Below are 20540 nucleotides of genomic sequence, written 5' to 3'. Positions count from 1 at the left end.
GGTTACTGTTCAGACAGCTCTGCGCACTTGCTGCGCTGAGCGTGAGAATGTTCTACGTCTTGAATATAGGATTTGCCCCTTTGCCGAAGGCAACTGGAATGGGCAAATCCAGTTGCTGTGAGCACCGTAAGGTGTGAACAGTAACGACAGTAGCACTAGAAACAGAAATACCCTTCTTCGATTTCTTCGATTCCGATCCTGCCTTCAGTTTTTTGTGTCAGTCCCTGAGTTACTCTCTTAGCATCTTCCATTTTTACGGTGATATCATATTCAACCTTATCGGTATACACCTCATTTTCAAGTGGAATCCCCTCCTGTCTGAGGTAATACTGAATATTGTTGACCAAAGTATAATCAGCAGTCAGATGATATCTTTTACCAAGAATCATCTCTCCTACCATGGCTGCATTTAGTCCTGCCTGAGCCGCCTTTGTATAAGCTCTCACAAGTCCGCCAGTGCCAAGCAGCACTCCGCCAAAATATCTCGTTACTATAATAAGTACATTTGTAACTCCTGCTCCTTTTATGACCTCAAGGATAGGTTTACCTGCGGTGCCGGAGGGCTCTCCGTTATCGCTGCACCTTGTGGTTCCAAAATCAGAGCCTATCACGAAGGCATAGCAGTTATGCCTTGCATCCCAGTACTTCTTCTGAAAAGCAGCTATCTGCTCTTCTGCCTCCTGAACACTGGACACGGATAATACATTTGCTATGAATCTTGATTTTTTCTCTACTATCTCATCGCTTCCCGGCTGAAGAACCACTTTATAATTATCTGTTTTTCCCATAAACGCTATTCCATTCGATATATCTTAGTCTATTTTTTACTTTTTATATGTTATAATATCATGTTATAGATAGACTTGCTATCCGGTGTATCTCACTTTTAGACGGACGCACCGGCTACCAATTCAGGTCTTACATGGAGGATGTTATGAATTATGGAAGAAAAGGTATCAGAGATCAGCAACATAAACTGACCTCATCTACCACAAAGTGGGGAAAGAAATTTTCCCTCATATCCTTTGAGCTGATAATCATGCTGATCATCGGTATCGTTGTTATCGGCGTGTGCGCAGGAATCGGTGTTTTCAGAGGAATAATCGATTCTGCTCCAGACATAGGTAACATAAGCGTCACACCCAGAGGTTATTCAACCTTCGTCTATGACACAGAGGGTAATCAGACTGCCAAGCTGGTATCAACCGATTCAAACCGAATCCCTGTCAGCTGGGACATGATTCCTGAAAATCTGGCTCATGCTTTCGTAGCTATCGAGGATAGACGTTTTTACACTCACAATGGTATCGATATTGAAGGTATCGTCAGAGCTGCAGTAATAGGTATAACAAGCAAGGACCTGACACAGGGTGCCAGTACCATAACCCAGCAGCTTCTTAAGAACAACGTCTTTACAGGTTGGACAAGTGAAAACTCTGATATTGCCAAGATAAAGCGTAAGATTCAGGAGCAGTACCTTGCTCTTCAGCTTGAGAAGACTATGACCAAGGAGGATATCCTTCTTAATTACTTAAATACCATCAACCTGGGAAGCAACACCCTTGGAGTTCAGGCTGCTTCACTCCGCTACTTTAATAAGCCGGTAACCAATCTGACACTTTCAGAATGTGCTGTTATCGCAGGCATCACCCAGAACCCCAGCAGATATAATCCTATCACTCACCCGGACAATAATGCCAAGAGACGTGAAAAGGTTCTGAATGACATGCTGGAGCAGGGATACATCACTCAGCTTGAATATGATGAAGCCATAAATGATGATGTTTATGCCAGAATCCAGGTAGTTGACCAGGAGACAACCGACAACAACATCAACTCATATTTTGTGGATGCACTTACAAATCAGCTGATCGACGATCTCATTGATGCAGGTTATAACGAAACACAGGCCTACACACTGCTCTACAGCGGCGGTCTTAAAATCTACTCTACTCAGGATCCTCACATCCAGTCAATCTGTGACGAAATATATTCAGATGAGTCCAATTATCCTGAAGGCACCAAGTACCTTCTTGATTACGCACTTACAACTGTGGATTCTGAAGGAAATAAGAATAACTACAGCTCTGAGATGATGAAGAGCTATTTCCAGCAGGAGACAAAGAGCTTCAACATGCTGTTTAACTCCAAAGAGGACGCAGAGGCAGCCATTGAAGAATATAAGGCTGCAGTTGTTGGCTCCGACACTGTGGAAGGTGAATCTGTCAACCTGACTCCTCAGCCTCAGGTATCACTCACAGTAGAGGATCACAAGCAGGGTTATGTTGTAGCCATGGTAGGCGGAAGAGGAAGCAAGACAGCTTCAAGAACCTTAAACCGCGCAACGGATACCGTTCGTCAGCCCGGTTCTACCTTCAAGGTTCTTTCAACCTATGCTCCCGCCCTCGACAGTGCAGGACTTACTCTTGCTACCGTATTTAACGACGCACCTTTCAATTATCCGGATGGTCGTCCTGTTAACAACTGGTACGGAGAATCCTACAGAGGTCTTACTACAATAAGAACCGCTATTAAGGATTCCATGAACATCATAGCTGTTAAGACTATGACACTCATAACTCCGCAGCTGGCATTCGATTATCTGAAGAATTTCGGTTTCACAACCCTTGCTGAAAATGAAGAGATAAACGGCAAGATTTTTACAGATGTACAGCTTCCTACTGCTCTTGGCGGTCTTACACACGGTGTTACAAACATGGAGCTTAACGCAGCTTACGCTGCCATCGCAAACGGCGGGCTTTACATTAAGCCCAAGCTTTACACAAAAGTCGTAGATCATGAAGGTAATACAATTCTTGATAACACTAAGATGGAATCCACAAGAATCCTTAAGGAATCAACAGCCTACCTTCTTACAAGTGCCATGACCGATGTAGTAACAAGCGGAACAGGTACTGCCGTTAATTTCGGAACAACTGCCATTGCAGGAAAAACAGGAACCACATCTGATGAAAACGATGTATGGTTTGCAGGATATTCCACATACTACACTGCAACAACCTGGGCAGGCTATGACAACAACGTTGACCTTACAACCAAGGATGAACAGAGACTTGCAAAAACCATGTGGCGTGCAGTCATGTCAAAGATACATGAGAATCTGCCATCCACAACCTTTGAAAAACCGGCTTCCGTAATATCAGCCACTGTCTGCTCAAGGTCAGGAAAACTGCCAATCGGCGGACTTTGTGATGGAACACACCTCACAGAATATTTCGAGGAAGGTACAGTTCCGACAGACAGCTGTAACGTACACTACGCAGGAACAATATGTCAGTCAGACAGATATCCTGCATCAGAGCAGTGTCCGTTCAAGATTACCGGTGTATTTGAGCTGGTACCGCCTGAACCCGCAGCACTTCAGGCTCAGTCAAAACAGTCAACTACAGCGAATGGATTCACCACTACTGTTGACGAAGCAGGTAATACGATTGTTACTCCTGCCGCTACCTGTCATCACACTCCTGAGTTTATGGCTCAGCCCAATATCCAGGAGATACTTGCTCAGGAGACATCACTTATCCAGCAGGGTATTGTAAATACTCAGTATCAACCGACACCAAATACTACTCCTGCACTTGATGTCACACCGGCACCTGCTACAGAACAGGCTCCCGCTGCAGAGCAGAATGCTGCACCAGCTGCTGATGCTAATCCGGCTCCTGCTGAACAGCAGAACGCTGCAGATGCTAATCCGGCACCTGCTGTGGAACAGACTCCGGCTCAGGAAGTCCAGCCTGCACAGGAAGCTGCTCCTGTTGAACAACCGGCAGCTGAGGCTCCTCCGGCAGAGGAAGATGACGAAGAAGAGGACGACGAGTAGTAATAACGTCCATATAAAATTTATGGTATAATCCCCTTGAGTACCTGGCAGGATTCTGCCTGGTACAGCATCTTGAAATCAGTCAAGTTATTTCAGCGATGCTGTACCGGTTCTCAGGGGATTTTTTTATACAAGTCCGCTGAGAAACTTCACTGGTGCTCTACTCAATTAAAAGGGGCAATTTCTCAATGGACAAGACATCAAAAAAAAGAATAAATACTAACTCTATTTCCGGATACATAATCTTCTATTTAATTTACACTCTGCTATTTTTAGCATTATCATTTATCATCTATGGTCTGTTTTTCAGAAATGGTAAAATCCTTATCTCTCAGGGTGACACCTGGAGACAGCATCTAAAAGCTGCTGCTTACTATTCCAAATGGCTGCGCGGCGTCTTTTATCAGCTTTTTCATGAACACAGTTTATCTCTCCAGACCTTTGCATTTGGCATAGGCTATGGAAGTGACATGTACTCAACTCTTCAGTACTACGCGCTGGGCGATATTCTCAATCTTTTTTCAGCATTTGTAAAAACTGAATATATCCATATTTATTTTCAGGTAGTGATGATACTTCGAGCATACCTTGCCGGAATCACGTTTTCTTTGTATGCACGCTACCTCAATAGGAACCTCACATCTTCCGCACTTTTGACAGGTATGTTCACCTATAGTTTCGGTTCCTATTTTATGTACCTTGGACTGTGGCATCCATTCTTTGCCAATCCGCTTATTTACCTTCCACTGGTTCTTCTTGGTGCAGAGAAAATCCTTAAGGAAAACAAGCCTGTCTTTTTTGCTGTTTCAGTATTTCTCGCAGGCACTAACAACTTTTACTTTTTCTACATAATCGTACTTCTGACTATTATTTATGTCGCTGTAAGACTCCTGTTTATTCATTTTGGAACTCATAAAAAGGGAGCTCTTAAAACCATACTCACTTTTTTTGCCTATGGAATAATCGGTACACTGATGAGCATGTTCATTCTTCTCCCCGTACTTTTGGCTTTCCCGAACAATCCGAGAGCTGCATCAGGAATCACTATTCCGCTTCTCTATTCCGCTGATTATTACAAGGAGCTTATCAAAAACGTGTACTCCTTTGTGTATCATGGTCAGAACGATACACAGCTGGGCTTTACTCCCATGTTTGTTATAGCTGCAATATTCCTTGTGGTCAGAAGCATCTATCACCTGGTAAAATCAGCAATTGATATAAACAGGAAAAAGAAAGAATTACTTAAGGACGCAAAAAATGACGGTCCAACCGGCATTTTTATCGCCTGGAAGGATTCTCCCGAGTACAGACATAAACTGTCACTTTACCAGGAGTGCGTGTTCCTTATCCTAATGTCCCTGTTCCTGTGCCTTCCCTATGTAGGCTACACCTTTGCAGCTTTTTCCTATGCTGTGAACAGATGGGCTTTTGCCTGCGCATTATTTGCAGGAGTGGTAACTGCTGAATTTGTAGATTTCATCTCAAGAAGAATCGCGAACTACATATGTGGCAAGAATATCAATCTGACAGCCTATATCGCCAATATCTTTGGTGTACTTATATTCATAGTCACTGCCGGCATGATTATTAAAAACGGTCGCTTTGCATACTCACCTGATCAGGGAAATATGATCAGAGATTACATGGATAGTACTGAAGATATATCTACCCAGTTGCAGAGCACCGAGGTACAGGTTGTAGAAGAAAACGCTGCACAGTCCGGTCTTGATCCAATAAGTGATTTCTACCGTTATTCTGGCCGTGACCTTGTGTGGAATGCCGCCATGCTGGATGGTATTTCTTCTACCCAGTTTTTCTTCAGTCTTGCTGACAAAAGTGTATCCGAATACTTTAAACTCATGGCAAACAACGACCAGCAGAGCTTTGCTTATTATGCCCTGGATGACCGCGCAATACTGAATTCCATAGCCGGTGTACGCTTCTATTCACTTCGTTATAACACTCCGGACCAGCAGGCATTTGTGCCCTATGGCTATGTGCCTTCCTACGAGAAATACAATTTCGAAATTTATGAGAATCCTGAAGCCATGCCTCTTGGTTTTACTTATAACAATGCCATATCCGAAACTGAATTTAATGATATGACTCCAATCCAAAGAGAAGAAGCACTGTTATATGGAGCAGTTCTGTCTGATAAAGAGGCTGCAAAATATCCTGAGGCTGAGACAGTATTTACTTCAAACAGCATTCCTTATGAAATTTCCTTTGATGGAGATATTAAGGAAAAGAATGGCGGTTATAAAGCCGATGCCGGCTCATCCGTAATTCTGAGCTTTAACGGCAGCGGAGAAGCTGAAACTCTTCTTTACTTAAAAAATCTGAACATAAAGAGCAAAAATGATGTACCAAGAATTACCGTAAGCTCACAGCTTTCAGATGGTACTCAGGTTGTTAAGAACATTGACTACAAGACAGAAAACTCCTGGTATTATTCAGGTTGGCATGATTATATAGTTAATCTTGGTTACTCTGCAGATGCCAAAAATCAGATAACCATAACCTTCAATGACAAGGGCACCTATAAATTCGATGAAATGACGGTTTACAACAGATCTCTTTCAACAATGCATGAAAGGCTTGCATCATTAAAAGAGCATACTCTCACAAATGTAGACCTGCATAAGAACCCTATATCTTTTGCCACCAATAAAATAACAGGCAGCATAGATACTAAAGACTCAGAGATTCTTTTCCTCTCTATCCCTTACACAAGCGGATGGAGCGCATATGTTGATGGCAAAAAAGCAGATCTCCTTAGGGCAGACACAATGTTCAGCGCTATTTCCCTGGAGGCCGGACATCACGATATTACGCTTAAATATCACACTCCCGGACTGCTGGCAGGTTTTATACTGAGCATTTTAGGGATAATTCTTCTTGTAATGTCCAGAAAGTTTTATTCTGAAAGGAATACAGATGTTAACACTAACTGAACTATGTACAGCGCTGTCGATTTCGACTGCGACCGGCAGAAACTGGATAAAGCTTGGAAAGCTGAAGCCTGAAGGCAAAAAAGGCCGCTCCTATGTTTTTTCAGAGAGCTACCTGAAAGCCTTGAAGGATGACCTTAACAGTGGAAAGATCCAATCCTTAAAAAGCAGACGAAACAAAAGCTTTGTTTCCGGAAATCTTTTATACAGTGATTACATTACAGAAGGTTCACCAAACCTTCCTCTTATAGAGACGATCATAAATGCTGTTTCAGCTACGGAGGACGAAGCTGATGCAGCTTTCGTTTTACCGCTCATATTGGATGATAATCTCATTCGCTGTATTTTGAAAAGATGTGCAGCAGGAATCCTCAAAAAGCGTGTTCCTGCGGACGAAATATATAAATATGATCCGCTTTTATCTGATCTTAGAGGAGCATCCTGTGATGAATTATCACCGGAAGCAAGTGGCAAACTGTCAGAGCTTTCTGATACCTTCTTAAGTTTTTCATATGTATCCGGAGAGGATACCCTTGGCCTTATCTATATATCCTTAAGACACCTTCAATCCAGAAAGAGCACCGGAGCCTACTACACTCCCGGCGCCATAGTCCAGAGGCTCTTAGGTCATCTTTTTGAGGCATCCTTTCTTACAGATGGTCAGAATAAAAAAATACTTGATCCCGGATGTGGAAGTGGGAACTTTCTCCTCTGTCTTCCTCCCGGAGTTCCCGCTGGGAACCTTTACGGCTACGATATAGATGAAATAAGCGTACAGATTGCCAGACTGACACTGGCATTTAAATACAGACTTCCTGATATTACCTTTTGGAAAAAGCATATCGTCAAGTCTGATTTTTTGCATGCTGACAGATCCACCCAAAGCTTTGACGTAATCCTTGGCAATCCTCCCTGGGGAGCTTCATTTTCTTTAGAAGAAAAAAACTTCATAAGCGAAAAGTTCATATGTGGCAGAGAAAAATCCGTTGACTCCTTTGACCTTTTTATAGAGCAGGGACTTAATCTGCTGGAAGAAGGCGGGATGCTCTCCTATGTTCTTCCGGAGTCAGTCCTTCTTGTAAAATCTCATACCCCGGCAAGAAAAGAATTAGTAGAAAGATCCAGCCTTTCGCATCTTGAATACCTTGGGGATGTGTTCAATCATGTGCAGTGCCCTTCAATCATCCTGCAGGTAGAGAAAAAGTCTGATGCAGAAGTCGGATTTTTAAGCTCTAATCCCACCATTTACGATAATGAGATTACCTATAACATCATGACTGAAAGGGAGATATCCACCTACAGTTTCAATTTCCTCATGCCTGATGAAGAGTACGCTCTGCTTCAGTCGATTTCCACTTTACCCGGAGCCAGAACACTGCAGGGTAACGCTGAATTCGCTCTCGGAATTGTAACAGGTGCCAACAAGGAAATGCTTCAATCACGAAAGAGCCCAAAGAACGAAATAATACTTAAGGGAACCGATATCTTTAAATATGCTTTTCACGTTCCAAAGTGCTACATAAATTTTGTCCCTGAAAAATGTCAGCAGGTGGCACCGATTGAGTTGTATCGTGCTCCCCAAAAACTGCTTTACCGTTTTATCGGAGGTCGTCTTGTCTTCGCCTATGATGATAATAAAACGTTGTCTCTCAACAGTTGTAATATCGTAATTCCGAACATTGATGGCCTGGACATAAAATACATTTTGGCTGTCCTGAACAGCAGCGTTGCCGACTACTTTTTCAGGAAAAAATTCCGCTCAGTAAAAGTATTGAGATCTCATATAGAACAGATTCCGATTCCTTATGCTGATGATAATATACAGCGCGATATAGTTTCTAAAATAGATAGAATAATTAGACTTAATAATCAGTATTCAGAAGTAAAAGTTTCCGAGCGCATCAGCTGCTCCAATGAGATAAAAAAACTTCACTCCGACATCGATAATATATGCTTTAAACTGTATAACCTTTCAAATAAAAACATACATCTTATAAAACAAACAATAAGTGATGAAAACTTGTTTCTTCCCATATAGCATTTACGAAATTTCGTGTTATAATTGAAGCAATCTTTCTTAATGCAAATCACGATTTTACTTTTTTATGAGGTTATGTATGGAGGACAGAATTGAGAAATTAAAAACCATATCCCTTGAGGAACATGCGGATCAGTTGTTTGATAAGATCATCAACACAACTCAGGACTGCATTTTCTGGAAGGATACTCAGCGAAGATTTGTCGGGGTAAATCAGGCATTCCTTGATTATTACGGCTTTAATTCAGTTGACTGTGTACTGGGAAAAACTGATGAAGATATGGGATGGCATCCTGATCCGGTGCCATTTATGAATGATGAGTTAAGAGTACTTCAGGGTATAAGCACACACAATGTCCATGGTCAGTGCATAGTAAAGGGCGAAGTCCGTGAAATAATCGCCTCCAAAACTCCCATATATGATGACGGTGCAATAATCGGCTTTGTCGGTTCATTCATGGATGTAACCGAGGAACAGGAACGTATTGCCAAAATTGAACGCCTCAACAAGTTGAATGATAAGCTTCTTGAAAACGAAAAAAAAGCAAACAGAAGAATGTCGGAGTTTTTATCCCGCATGAGTAATGAGATAAAAAATCCCATGAAATCAATCTCAGCTCTTTCTTACCTTGGCATGACCCAGGAAAACATTGATGTACTAAGAAGTGATATGCGTAAAATATACACTTCCAGTCACTATTTATCCAGGCTTATGAGTGACATCCTGGACATAAACAGTATCGATGGAGGGAATCTCAGTCTTGATCCCCAGCGAACCTCTCTCAATGACGTGGTTGATGGAATAGAGAATATTACCATGGCTCTTGCCGGTGATAAAAATATCGATGTGATAATAAATAGAAACTACAGGGCCAATCCCCAGATTGTCTGCGATATTGGAAGAACACAGCAGATGGTCAACAACCTCACATCAAATGCAGTAAAATTCAGTGAGCGTGACAGCACGATTGAGATCACGGTCAATTCCAAGCGTATAGATGACACTTATAAAATAAGTTTTACCGTTAAGGATGAAGGTTGCGGAATCAGTGCGTCCTTCATGCCGAGCCTTTTCAGGACCTTTTCACAGGAGAAAAGAAATCCCAGTAAGTACGGTACAGGAACCGGACTTGGCTTGTCAGTATCAAAGCGACTTGCCGGCATGATGAGGGGTGATATCACGGCAGAGAGCGAGGAAGGACTAGGTAGTGTATTCACGGCAACTATTATACTTGATGCTGCACCACTGGACTATCAGATTTGATACCTCTACACTAATGCTCTGCTCAAACAAAAAAAGTGCCATAGGCACTTTTTTTAGTTATTTAAGTTTGATAAGAACTGCTTTGTTCTTTCTTCTTTAGGATTATTTATCACCTGCTCTGCAGGTCCCTTTTCCAGGATAATTCCTTTATCCATGAAGATTACCTCATCTGCAACATCTCTTGCAAATGCCATTTCATGAGTAACAATTATCATGGTCGTCTTTTTCTCTGCAAGATTCCTGATTACTCTAAGAACCTCCCCTGTGAGCTCAGGATCCAGTGCAGAAGTCGGTTCGTCAAAGCAAAGGATATCAGGTTTTAAAGCCAGTGCTCTTGCAATTGCAACTCTCTGCTGCTGACCACCTGATAATTGGTGCGGATATTGGTTCACTCTGTCTGCAAGTCCCATTTGATCAAGAAGATCCATGCCCATATCCGTAAGCTCCTGTTCGCTTCTTCCATCCTTCAGAAGCCTTGGTGCAAGTATTACATTTTCCAAAGCAGTGTACTGAGGGAATAAATTGAACTGCTGAAAAACCAGACCAAAATGGAGTCTTCTCTCACGAAGCTGCTTAGGATTTTCAGGAGGCATTGACGCATCAAATATTTTTTCACCCTTTACAACTATTGTACCTTCATCCGGTCTTTCAAGGAAATTAAGGCACCTTAGAAATGTAGTCTTTCCACTTCCCGATGAACCGATTATGGAAATCGCCTGTCCTTCCTCCATGCTGAAGGATATTCCATTTAGAATATTATAATGATCGAATTTCTTTTTTATATTATTAACTTCAAGTATCGGCATAATTCCTACCTTTATTAAAATAAATCAGCGCTTGCTCAACTATCACCGGTCTCCATCAGCTATTGATGACAATACTGTAAATATCAAACATCTACATCAGGTAAATATTATCTGAAATAGCTGAGCTTTTTCTCAATGTATCCAAACAGAAGTGTCAGCAATCCGCTAAACAACAGGTAAAATAAACCTGTGTAAAAGAGCGGCCATATAATACCACTGCTCTTGATAAATGCCTGACCATTCCATATGATCTCATAAACGGCTATTACTCTGGCAAGTGATGTATCCTTTACAAGCGTGATAACTTCATTTGAAATGGGAGGTACAATACGCTTTATAACCTGGAGTAAAACAACCTTAAAGAAAATCTGCTGTCTGGTCAGTCCGAGTACTTTACCTGCCTCATATTGTCCTACAGGAATTGATTGTATTCCACCTCTGAATATCTCAGAAAAATAGCAGGCATAGTTAAATACAAACGCAAAAAGCGCCGCTAAAAATCTTCCGTTTCCTCCTGATCCCCATATATTATTTCCAAGGAATATACCCGGTCCATAATAGATGATCAGAAGCTGCAACATAAGCGGCGTTCCTCTAACTACCCAGATAATGAATCTTATTGGAATATGTACTATAGGTGTTTTATTCATTGAGCCGAGACTGATGACCAGTCCCAGCGGCAATGAAAATAAAAGTGTAAGTGTAAAAAGCTTAAGTGTTCCAAGAAATCCCTCAAGAAGGGAGATGGTAACAGTCCAAAACATAAGTATGCGTACCTCAAATTTATCAATTATACTCTCTATTAAACGTCAGATATATCTGACGCTTAAGATAATTATCTATTTATAACCGCATCCTGTACGCCATAGGTCTTGGCTATTTCAAGGATACTTCCGTCAGCGCTCATAGCGTTTAACTGATCGTCTATGTAAGCAGCAAGATCTGAGCCTTTTCTGCATCCAATACCATATTCTTCGGTAGTAAGTTCAACAGTGTGTGTAAGATCAGGATAGCTTGTACCCTCTCCGATCATTGCACCTGCCATAAGAAGATCGATAATGCATGCGCCTGATGTTCCTGCCTGAACCTCCATAAGAGCATCTGCCTGAGAAGTTACTGATATGAAATCATAACCATTATCTGTTGCTGCCTGCTCTCCTGCAGATCCGGCCTCTACAGCATAGCTTAAAGTAGCTGCATCATCAGTAGATTTGATGGTATCTGCAATATCGGAAGGAACAACTACAACCTGTGCATTATTGAGATATGGCTGTGTGCACTCCATGGAATTAGTAACTTCGTTTGTAAGTGTCATACCGTTCCATACTACGTCGATTGACTTGTTCTCAAGCTCAAGAATCTTGTTGTCCCAGTCTATCTCAACAAACTCAACATCTACACCAAGTGACTCAGCAACTTTCTTTGCAAGGTCAGCATCATATCCGATCCATTCACCATTGTCATCCTTGTAGTCCATAGGAGCAAAATCTGTGATTCCTACGATAAGCTTACCTTTGCCTTTGATATACTCGATATCGGAATCTGCTGCAGCTTCTTCACTTGTTTCGGCACTATCTTCTGAGCTTTCCTCTGCATCATTTGCAGGAGCTTCTTCAGTTGAAGTCTCTGCTGTAGCTGTGTCAGCATTTGCTTTTTCTCCCGTCTGTCCACATGCTGTCATTGATACTGTCATAGCAGCTGCAAGAATACCTGCCATAATCTTTCTTTTCATAATAAATTATCCTCCTCGTCTTTACTCTCTTAACTAAATTAAAAAAGTAGTATTCATATGTCACAATATTAATGTGTTCGTGAATTTACAGTTTCATTCTTTACCACTTTATCACACTAAAATCTTTTGTGCAACAAATCTCTTGTCTCTTCACCATTTTTACTTCAAACAATCTGATCCCCACTTCACGGACCGGTTTAGTTATGTTTTTCCTTATTAAAACAGTGCACTACAAACATTGCTCATATATCTTAGCGCCTGTATAATATTTTCAGCCTACAACAATTATCTAACGAGGAAGTAATATATGAACAAAAAGAAAATATTAAAGCTACTTATAATTCACTCTCTTCTTATAATTATTATCCTTTCCTATTGTAGAGTTGATTCATATGCAGCAGCAAAAAAATTCAAGTACAGCTACGGAGTTTTTCTTTCATGTAATTCCGGCAAAAGCACCTTCAAAAAATTCAAGAACTACAAAACAATTATTCTTGATGTCCAGAATGATTTTTCTGAAAATGATATAAAAAAACTAAAAAAAGAAGGCCACATCGTGTACAGTTACCTCAATATCGGGTCTGTCGAAAAATACAGGGATTATTACAATTCCTACAAAGATATCACTCTCGATGTCTATGAAAACTGGCCCGATGAGAGGTGGGTGGATGTATCTTCTGAGAAATGGCAGAAATTTATTTTAGAAGATCTCTCCTCTCAAATTGCAAATACCGGAGTTGACGGATTTTTCATTGATAACGTTGATGTATATTATCAGTATCATAATGAGAATATTTATTCAGGTGTTGAAACCATTCTCAAAGGTCTGAAGAAAAAGGGAAAAGTAATCATAAACGGAGGCGACACCTTTGTTACCGAGTATTATGACAGAAACAAAAGCCTTGATGCTATTCTGGATGGCATTAATCAGGAATCGGTTTTTTCAAAAATCATAGATTATGACAAAAATGAGTTTGGACAAAACAATTCATCTGACATCAAGTATTTCAAAAAATACTTAAAGCTCCTAAAAAAAGAGAAAAAGAATTGTTACCTTCTTGAATACACAAAGGACAAAAAGCTTAAAACCAAAATCAAAAAATACTGTAAAAAGCATGGATACAAGTACTACATTTCAGAAAATCTCAATCTGTCATAAGTAAAAACAAAAGCAATAATTCAAAGGAGATATCATTTGAGCACACAGGATTTTATTATAAAAAAATACGAATCGATCACAAAAACATTAATTAGTAAGCACCTCACCATAACCACCATGGAGAGCTGCACTGCCGGAATGATTGCTAATCTTTTGACCGACACTGAAGGATCCTCTGCCATACTTAAGGGGGCATATATCACATATAGTAATGAAGCAAAAATTCTTCAGGGAGTACCTGAAAATATAATAAATGAATATGGCGTCTATTCGATTGAAACCGCAACTCACATGGCAAATGCCTGCAAGAAAAGCCTCGGCGCAGATATAGGAATAGGTGTAACAGGGACCATGGGAAATATCGACCCTAATAACGCAGACAGCGTCCCAGGTGAAATATATGCATCTATCAATATTGGCGATAAGGTTCATGCTTTCAGTTTTCAAATAAACGAAGCACTTCCCACAAGACATGACTACAAATTATATGTAGCAGATAAAATTGCAGATAAACTCCTCACGTTAATATGATACAATATTGTTGAAACTATTTATAATTTTTCAAGAAAGGAGCATTCGGTTTTTCGAATAAAATATTATGGATACAAAGATAATTTTTGAGATAATTGGTTATATCGGTTCCGCTCTTGTTCTTATTTCTTTCATGATGGTGTCTGTTTACAAGCTTAGAATTGTAAACACCCTGGGCAGCCTTTTCTGTGTGATTTATGGATTTCTTATAGGCGCATTCCCCACTGTTGTCATGAACCTGGCTCTTGTGGCTATAAATGTCTATTACCTTATCAAGATGATGAATACTGAGAAGAACTACGATATGATAAGAGTTTCCGAAGACGATGGCCTGACTAAATATACTATAGATTTATATAAGGATGATATTTCAAAATGTTTCCCGGGAATATCAATGGACTTTTCCGGAGCAAATGCCGCTTTTGTTGTATGTCATAACGGCAAACCGGTTGGAATCACACTTGGCATTCTTAAGGATCACATACTTGATATCAAACTTGACTACTCTATTCCTGAATACAGAGATTTTTCAATCGGTACTTTCCTGATGGATAATCTTATACATGAAAATATTGATAAGCTGATCTACAGAGGTTCAGATGAATATCATAAGGCTTATCTGAAAAAGACCGGATTTGTAAAAACCGGCGATCACTATGAACGAACTCTGTAATTATCCATAAAAGTATTGTAAAGCGACCTCCAAAACTCTTTGGAGGTCGCTTCTAATATAGGATTCTTCATCTGACTTCCTTTAGTATAGCTTCAAAGCTCTCAGCGTTCATAGGCCTTCCATAAAAATAACCCTGATGCTGATAAATCCCCAGCTCCTTCATACTTTCTGACTGTTCCTTATTCTCTATTCCGACAGCAGTTATCACGATTCCCATTTGTTCTGCAAAGGCCATAATCGCATTTATAAGCACCTTTGCCTTTGTATCATTCTCAGCCTCCTTAACCAATGATCTGGAAAGCTTAAGTCCGTTAAAATCACAGTCATGTATATATGAAAGGTTGATATCTCCGCCTCCAAAATCATTAAGAGACAGCATATATCCCTCTTCATGCAGTTCCTTCATGGCATGCTTTGCAGAGCTGGCAGCCCCCATAATAACAGCATTCGAGACATCAAGTGTCACCATGGAAGGCGAAAACTCAAGCAGCTCTGTTGCTCTTTTCAAAGCAGAAGCATATTCTTCATCTATTAGCTGCAGCGGCGAAAGATTTATGGTCAATGAAATCGCCTTATTGTAGTTTTTATTCCATTTTGAAATCTGATTCAGCGCTGTATATATGATCCAAATTCCAAGCTTACTCATAAATCCGCATTCTTCTGCCACGGGAATTATCTCTGATGGTGATATATCCTCCATCACACCCTTTAAATGAGGAAATACTTCTGCACCGATGATTTCTCCCGTTTTTATATTCACCTGAGGCTGATAGTACAGAATAAAATCTCCCTCAGGAGTTGCAGTTCTTAGCCGCTCTTCAATAGCAGCCTTAGCTGAAATAAGCGTTATAAGGCCGCTGTTAAAATATTTATAACCATCCTTATGTCCGCTCTGCTTTACAGAATACATGGCAGTATCTGCATACTGAAGAAGATCTTCTATAACTACTGAATCCTGCGGGTATATTGAAATTCCAATGCTGGCTGACAAATTGAAAACATAAGTATCCTGTCTTACCGGTGTATTGAAAAGTGTTTGTAGCTTTTCCGCAACAGTATTAAGATTTTCAACCTTCTCTCCAATCCTGTAGAAGATCAAAAACTCATCTCCGCCCATCCTGAAGGACGTATATTCATCCGGCAGCTCTCTCATACGGTTCCCGAATTCTTCCAGGACCTTATCTCCCATCTCATGACCGTATGTATCATTTATAGGTTTAAAGTGATTTAAATCAATTGCAAAAAGAGCAAACTTCTTACCTGTATTCTTATATTTCATAACGATATCATCCAGGAAAATTCCCGCATACCACCTGTTGTAAAGGCCTGTGAGCATATCTGTGGAAGAGAGCAGTTCAAGCTTTTTATTTATCTCCATAAGATTTTTAGTCTGCTCCTCAACCTTTTCCTCAAGAATAATATTCTGCTTTTTTTCTTTATCCAAAAGCTCATCAGTAAGGCTGTCTGTCCTTAAAATATATGTCATTATCATATATGCCATCAGCACTATTACTATATAGTTGGCTTCCGTATAAGAAAGATATTCATAATATGCTGCAAATCCTGTAATAATCAAAACCACAGCCGAAATAAGGACCCTTAACCTCGTAGATTTCTCAGTATAGTCCCAGTGTTGAAATTCAAAATAGTATTTCTTGTGAACCTGTATTGCTATTCCCATCGTCATTACGATAAGTGTCAGCATATAAACCAGGTCTTCAAAATAGTTTTCCGGATCTTTTCCTATGGCTACCAGATAGATATATTGAATATCCATCAGCTCATAGATCAGCATGGCAATTGTGGTAAGAAGCGTGCCTCTTTTTATATTCTCCTCTCCCACCAGGTAGAAAGTCTGTACTCCCATCATCACAACAAAGAAAGCAAGGAAAATAAATAGCAGATAATGAACCTGGGCAGAAGTCTCAATACTCCCAACTGCTGCAGAGAAAAATTTGTATATGAGCACATAACCAACTATAGATACAGCAAAACAATTAGAAAACAGATGTGAAATATCACGTTTTCTGCCTTTTAATTTATAGAGCATAAACGTGGTTTCATTAAGTGCAAAAAACACGCTTGGCATCAGGTATATTATTCCCCATATAAAATAAAAAGCTTCAATATTTGCAACAAAATGATTAACGAATCGATAGATATATCCTAATGCAATGCACAAAAAACCCAGCCCCATGCAAGTTGTAGAAAACTTATGCGGCCCAAGATATTTAATATAGGACATCAGACCAGTGAATATCAAAAGCACCGTTACTATTGCCATCAGCTCTGTTGCGTATTGATTGCCTATAAACGTTGCTATAATTGTAATCAAATAAGATAATGCACATATGCCAATTAAGACTTTCCGTTTATTACTCATAAGCACATCCCTCTACTTATCATATTATCATAATATATTTCACGTAATAATAATCTTTTTATAAACATAGATAGTAAAAATTATTAATTCCCCTTTCGCTTGCGATAACTTTTTCTTATGCGAAAAAACGTCATTTTTGTTTGCGCAATAAAAAAAAGTGGTATATTATATCACCTATAAATAAAGTCGCTCTTAACAAGAGAGGCTAAGAGGAGGAAAAATATTATGAAAAAGAAGTTACTTAGCATTGTTTTATCAAGCACTCTGACATTAGGCGTTCTTGCAGGTTGCGGTGGTTCTACAAGCAGCGCAGATTCAGCTGCTGAAGCATCTACAGAAACTGCGGCTGCTGAAGAATCTACAGAAGATACTGCTGCAGAAGCTGAGTCCACAGAAGCTGAAGAAGCTGAGGAATCAGAAGCAGCTGCTGAAGAGACAACAGAAGAAGCTGAAGAATCAAGCGATGCAGAAGCTGTTACTCCTGAAGATGGAGATAACAAGATCACTGTTGGTGCAACACCCGTTCCTCACGCAGAGATCCTTGATAACATCCTGAAGGACGTTCTTGCAAAGGACGGCTGGGAACTTGAAACTGTAGTATTCAACGACTACGTACTTCCCAACACATCACTTGAAGAAGGCGAACTTGATGCCAACTATTTCCAGACACTTGGTTATATGAATCAGCAGAATGAAGATGCAGGCCTTCACCTCACAGCTGTAGCGGGCGTTCACATTGAACCCATGGGCATCTACTCAGAAAAATATGAGTCAATCGCTGATATCCCGGACGGTGCTTCAATCGGTATCCCGAACGATCCCGATAACGCAGAGCGCGGAATTGATCTTCTTGTTCAAAAGGGACTGCTTACATCAAAGGGCGACTATGGCACTGATGAAAACTATACAGAGGATTCACTTACAAATGATGCAGAAGCTAACCCTCACGGTTATGTAATCACACCTCTTGAGGCTGCTTCACTTCCTCTCTCACTGCCTGATCTTGATGCAGCTACAATCAATGGTAACTATGCTCTTGAAGCAGGTCTTCCGGATTCACATCCTGCACTTGATATCGAGGAATTCGATGATGAGACAACACTTAAGAGAACAAACTTCCTTGTTGTTAAGCAGGGCAATGAAGATTCAGCAAAGATCAAGGCTCTTGTAAATGCTCTTCAGTCAGATGAAGTTAAGGCTTACATCGAGGATACTTACAAAGGAGCTGTTATTCCTTCATTCACAGATGCTCAGTAATCTGTACGGAATATCTAAGCTGTCATATATGTGAATATATCTGAATGCTTTAGACTTTTATGACTTCCTGAACGCAATGAGGAGAAAGCGTTCAAGAATCTATACTCGCCGTAGTTTCGATTAATCCTTATCCGGCAGAATAATTTCGTTTCGCAGGATAAGAAAAGACCGTAATTATGGCGAGTTCTTTTTTATAAGGTACTTAACAAAAGCAATTTATGATACAATGTCTTAGTGTGACTGTTAAATGCTTACACAATAAATCATATTAGTATTTTTAGGGATGATGAATAATGATTAAAATTGAGAACGTTACAAAATCCTTCGAAAACACAGATGTTTTAAAAGGAATTTCAATAGATATCGAAGATCATGAGATTTTTGGTATCATTGGTCAAAGTGGAGCCGGAAAATCTACCCTTCTTCGTTGTATAAACGGTCTTGAATCCTATGATTCCGGTTTTATCACAGTGGATGGTAAGGAAGTAAATTTACGTGATAAAAAGGCACTCCGCCAGCTTCAAAAAAGAATGGGCATGATTTTCCAGGGCTTTAATCTTCTTGAAAGACTAGATGTTTATCAGAACGTTGCTCTTCCGATGAAATTCTGGGGCATGAAAACCAATACCCCTGAAGCAAAAGAGAAAATCCTCAGACTGATAAAGCTTGTTGGTCTTGAGGAAAAGGTTCATGCTAAGCCAAGAGAATTGTCAGGCGGACAAAAACAGCGAGTAGCCATAGCAAGAGCTTTGGTTCTTGATCCGGAATTTCTTCTTTGTGATGAAGCCACAAGTGCACTTGATCCTGAAATCACGAAAGGCATTCTTGCCCTTCTTCAGAAAATTAATAAAGAAATGGGAATCACTATCATTGTTGTTACTCACCAGATGGAAGTTGTTAAACAGATCTGTAAAAAAGTAGCATTCCTTAGTAATGGTAAGGTTCTTTCAGTTGGTCAGCCTGAGAAGCTTTTCGTATGGCCCAAGGAAAGAGAAATAAGAGATTTCCTTAGAGAAGAGAGCGATAAGCTCCCTGAAACCGGACTTAATATCAAGCTCTTTTTCTATGGAGAGGGCAATCAGCGTCCTATCGTTACCATGATGAGCCGGGAGCTGAACAGAGATTTCAATATCTGCTGGGCAAAGCTTGAAGATTTCAGAGAGGATGTGTACGGTAGTCTCGTTCTCAACATTGATCCGGATGATCTTGACAGTGTATGCGGTTTTCTGGATAAGCATGATGTCACATGGGAGGTTATTAAGAAATGACAGATATTATATTAAAAGCTTTTAACCAGACGCTGTATATGGTTTTCTGGTCAACGCTTTTTTCAGTAATACTGGGATTTATTCCTGCAATTATATTGACGCTTACAGCGCCTGACGGACTAAAGCCCAACAAGATAGTTTATGAAATATTGAGTTTTATCGTAAATGTATTCAGAAGCTTTCCTTTTATTATTTTGCTGGTAATACTAATTCCGTTTACCAGAATGGTTGTTGGTAAGTCAATAGGAACCACTGCTTCAATTGTACCACTTACTATTTCAGCTATACCTTTTATAGCAAGAGTATTTGAGGGTGCGCTTCGTGAAACCAATCCCGGAGTTATAGAGGCGGCAAGATCCTTTGGAGCTTCCAATTTCCAGATACTCATGAGAGTTTATGTAAAAGAATCTATTCCGAGAATGCTAAATGGTATCATACTTCTCATAATATCTCTCATCGGATATTCCGCTATGGCAGGAACTGTAGGCGGCGGTGGTATCGGAGATATTGCCATCAGATACGGCTACCAGCAGTACAAGACCGATTACCTGATTGTTTGCTCAATAATTCTGATTGCCTTCGTTCAGGCTATTCAGATGCTTGGTAACTTCATGTATAAAAAGATGTCGTAAAA

General features: G+C 40.2%; 15 protein-coding genes. 10 read left to right on the top strand and 5 right to left on the bottom strand.

The window, feature by feature from the left end; translation table 11 throughout:
- Positions 1-155: 155 nt before the first annotated feature.
- Positions 156-788: a YigZ family protein gene (locus T501_RS11690; protein WP_044914958.1), complete on the bottom strand. Its 633-nt coding sequence runs from the start codon at positions 786-788 to the stop codon at positions 156-158.
- A 146-nt stretch (positions 789-934) separates the two neighbouring features.
- Here T501_RS11690 and T501_RS11685 point away from each other — a divergent pair, with 146 nt between their 5' ends.
- The 4 genes from T501_RS11685 (at position 935) to T501_RS11665 (ending at position 10097) form a co-directional block, all read left to right on the top strand.
- Positions 935-3844 carry a transglycosylase domain-containing protein gene (locus T501_RS11685; RefSeq protein WP_081843139.1) on the top strand — a complete coding sequence of 970 codons (2910 nt, stop codon included), beginning with the start codon at positions 935-937 and terminating at the stop codon, positions 3842-3844.
- Positions 3845-4032: 188 nt separating this feature from the next.
- On the top strand, positions 4033-6798 hold the full coding sequence (locus T501_RS11675; protein ID WP_044914955.1) for a YfhO family protein: 2766 nt from the start codon (positions 4033-4035) through the stop codon (positions 6796-6798).
- Positions 6782-8833 carry a TaqI-like C-terminal specificity domain-containing protein gene (locus T501_RS11670; protein ID WP_050008282.1) on the top strand — a complete coding sequence of 684 codons (2052 nt, stop codon included), beginning with the start codon at positions 6782-6784 and terminating at the stop codon, positions 8831-8833. Before T501_RS11675 ends, T501_RS11670 begins: the two co-directional genes overlap by 17 nt.
- Before the next feature lie 79 nt (positions 8834-8912).
- Positions 8913-10097 (top strand): PAS domain-containing sensor histidine kinase, encoded by a 1185-nt coding sequence (locus T501_RS11665; protein ID WP_044914953.1) that lies wholly within the window; start codon positions 8913-8915, stop codon positions 10095-10097.
- Positions 10098-10150: 53 nt separating this feature from the next.
- Here T501_RS11665 and T501_RS11660 read toward each other — a convergent pair whose 3' ends face one another.
- From T501_RS11660 to T501_RS11650, 3 genes are all read right to left on the bottom strand, one after another.
- Entirely contained in the window at positions 10151-10903 is a 753-nt protein-coding gene (locus T501_RS11660) for an amino acid ABC transporter ATP-binding protein (protein ID WP_026510881.1), read from the bottom strand.
- A 107-nt stretch (positions 10904-11010) separates the two neighbouring features.
- Positions 11011-11667 carry an amino acid ABC transporter permease gene (locus T501_RS11655; protein WP_155831471.1) on the bottom strand — a complete coding sequence of 219 codons (657 nt, stop codon included), beginning with the start codon at positions 11665-11667 and terminating at the stop codon, positions 11011-11013.
- Positions 11668-11738: 71 nt separating this feature from the next.
- On the bottom strand, positions 11739-12635 hold the full coding sequence (locus T501_RS11650) for a transporter substrate-binding domain-containing protein (RefSeq protein WP_044914951.1): 897 nt from the start codon (positions 12633-12635) through the stop codon (positions 11739-11741).
- A gap of 307 nt (positions 12636-12942) precedes the next feature.
- On the opposite strand from T501_RS11650, the gene T501_RS11645 reads away from it, so the two are divergent.
- From T501_RS11645 to T501_RS11635, 3 genes are all read left to right on the top strand, one after another.
- Positions 12943-13794, top strand: coding sequence for an endo alpha-1,4 polygalactosaminidase (locus T501_RS11645; RefSeq protein WP_026510878.1), 852 nt, complete (start codon positions 12943-12945; stop codon positions 13792-13794).
- Positions 13795-13830: 36 nt separating this feature from the next.
- The gene (locus tag T501_RS11640) at positions 13831-14325 is read left to right on the top strand and encodes a CinA family protein (protein ID WP_155994845.1); all 495 of its coding nucleotides are present in this window, start codon (positions 13831-13833) and stop codon (positions 14323-14325) included.
- Positions 14326-14392: 67 nt separating this feature from the next.
- Positions 14393-14998: a hypothetical protein gene (locus T501_RS11635; RefSeq protein WP_044914947.1), complete on the top strand. Its 606-nt coding sequence runs from the start codon at positions 14393-14395 to the stop codon at positions 14996-14998.
- Positions 14999-15065: 67 nt separating this feature from the next.
- Here T501_RS11635 and T501_RS11630 read toward each other — a convergent pair whose 3' ends face one another.
- On the bottom strand, positions 15066-17381 hold the full coding sequence (locus T501_RS11630; RefSeq protein WP_044914945.1) for a putative bifunctional diguanylate cyclase/phosphodiesterase: 2316 nt from the start codon (positions 17379-17381) through the stop codon (positions 15066-15068).
- A 225-nt stretch (positions 17382-17606) separates the two neighbouring features.
- Here T501_RS11630 and T501_RS11625 point away from each other — a divergent pair, with 225 nt between their 5' ends.
- The 3 genes from T501_RS11625 to T501_RS11615 all read left to right on the top strand — a co-directional run bounded on the left by T501_RS11625 (position 17607) and on the right by T501_RS11615 (position 20538).
- A complete protein-coding gene (locus tag T501_RS11625) occupies positions 17607-18638 on the top strand; it encodes a MetQ/NlpA family ABC transporter substrate-binding protein (RefSeq protein ID WP_044914943.1) in 1032 nt (343 codons plus the stop codon).
- A gap of 293 nt (positions 18639-18931) precedes the next feature.
- A complete protein-coding gene (locus tag T501_RS11620) occupies positions 18932-19906 on the top strand; it encodes a methionine ABC transporter ATP-binding protein (protein WP_026510873.1) in 975 nt (324 codons plus the stop codon).
- On the top strand, positions 19903-20538 hold the full coding sequence (locus T501_RS11615; RefSeq protein WP_026510872.1) for a methionine ABC transporter permease: 636 nt from the start codon (positions 19903-19905) through the stop codon (positions 20536-20538). The genes T501_RS11620 and T501_RS11615 overlap by 4 nt, the downstream gene beginning before the upstream one ends.
- Positions 20539-20540 lie beyond the last annotated feature (2 nt).

The organism is Butyrivibrio sp. WCE2006, assembly GCF_000701985.1.
Classification (GTDB): domain Bacteria; phylum Bacillota; class Clostridia; order Lachnospirales; family Lachnospiraceae; genus Butyrivibrio.
Note: the sequence above shows the minus strand (reverse complement) of the source record. Positions and strands in the feature narration are given on the sequence as shown.